The organism is Phytobacter sp. V69, from assembly GCF_965644215.1.
GTDB lineage: Bacteria > Pseudomonadota > Gammaproteobacteria > Enterobacterales > Enterobacteriaceae > Phytobacter.
The window spans coordinates 1-1,624 of sequence record NZ_CBFFRL010000408.1 but is presented as its reverse complement, the minus strand read 5'-3'; the positions used below and the strand labels follow the sequence as shown (position 1 = coordinate 1,624).

At 44.6% G+C, this 1,624-nt stretch carries 1 protein-coding gene; it reads left to right on the top strand.

The window, feature by feature from the left end; translation table 11 throughout:
• Positions 1-567 precede the first annotated feature (567 nt).
• A complete protein-coding gene (gene queE, locus ACSZPU_RS25590; protein ID WP_499004412.1) occupies positions 568-1,239 on the top strand; it encodes a 7-carboxy-7-deazaguanine synthase QueE in 672 nt (223 codons plus the stop codon).
• Positions 1,240-1,624 lie beyond the last annotated feature (385 nt).

Genomic DNA, 1,624 nt, shown 5'->3' with positions numbered 1-1,624 from the left:
TATCGGTAGTTAACCCTTCCTCCTACACTCTCCACAATCATGTCCGAGCGTTGCACTTATTATCTGAATTCGCGGTCATCATTAAGTATTTTTTCAAACACTGCACCACCGAGGAATCCGGTGACGCCGGTGATCAGTAGAGTATTCATGATCGCATGCTCATTGTTGTTAATTCGCGAATTGTATGCAGCGAAAATTAAACAATCCTTAAATAAGACATGCGGGAATAAATCGATTTCTTAAGGTAATTTTAAGCTTTAAATGCGGAGCGGGTTTAATTGGACAGGTAAAGAGAAAAATAAATTCATTAAAAATAAAAATATTTATAACTTAATGAATTTTAAGTTTTTTTATTCTTTTTATAATAATTTAATTTTAGTGATTTTTTTATATTAACGAGCGTTAATGAAATAATTAATTACAAATAATACGATGCTAAGCCTGCTATGCATTATCCATTTTTTTCCTTTATTTCGATGACAATCACGCAACATTTGCCCATGCCGCAGCTCGCCCTCAAGGGCGAAATCTGTAATAATTAATGTTTATCCCCTAATAGAGTTGATTATGCAGTACCCGATTAATGAGATGTTCCAGACCTTGCAAGGCGAGGGTTATTTTACCGGCGTTCCCGCCATTTTTATCCGTTTACAGGGATGCCCGGTTGGTTGCGCCTGGTGCGATACCAAACACACCTGGGATAAGCTTGAAGATCGGGAAGTCTCCCTCTACAGCATTCTGGCCAAGACCAAAGAGAGCGATAAATGGGGCGCGGCGAGCAGTGAAGATCTGCTGGCTATCATTGAGCGTCAGGGCTGGACGGCTCGCCATGTGGTGATTACCGGCGGCGAACCCTGCATCCACGATCTGATTCCGTTGACCCATCTGCTGGAAAAACACGGGTACAGTTGCCAGATTGAAACCAGCGGCACCCATGAAGTGCGTACCTCTCACGCGACCTGGGTCACCGTATCACCAAAGGTGAATATGCGCGGTGGCTATGACATCCTCCAGCAGGCGCTGGAACGCGCGGATGAAATCAAGCACCCGGTTGGGCGTACGCGCGACATCGAAGCGCTTGACGAGTTGCTGGCGCAACTGACCGATGACAAACATCGGGTGATTGCCCTCCAGCCTATCAGCCAGAAAGACGATGCCACCCGTCTGTGTATCGAAACCTGTATCGTCCGTAACTGGCGGTTGTCGATGCAGACGCACAAGTATCTGAATATTGCCTGATTCGTTTCCTGCTGGTGGTTTTTTACCAGCAGTATGCGCATTGCCTGAGCGCCCGGCCTAAGTGCCGGGCGTTTTTGTTTTTCTGGCAGAAGAGCGGGGAAGTCAGATGTGAAACAATGATACCTGGTGAAATCGGATTTTGCCTTGGGTGTGTTTTTATTTTTGAGAATAATCAACAAGTTAATTTTCTTGTCACACCGAAAAAATTGGTAGAATTTGAGATGCAATAAATAATTCTATAATTCAAAAGGTTATATTTAGAGTGTTCCCCGCGCGAGCGGGGGATAAACGGTGAAATTATCGGTATGATTGTTAGATAGTGTCGTCACAAGATTTTAGCCCAGAGAGCGATGCATCTGATCTGGACGGCAGCGAGAAATGAGGC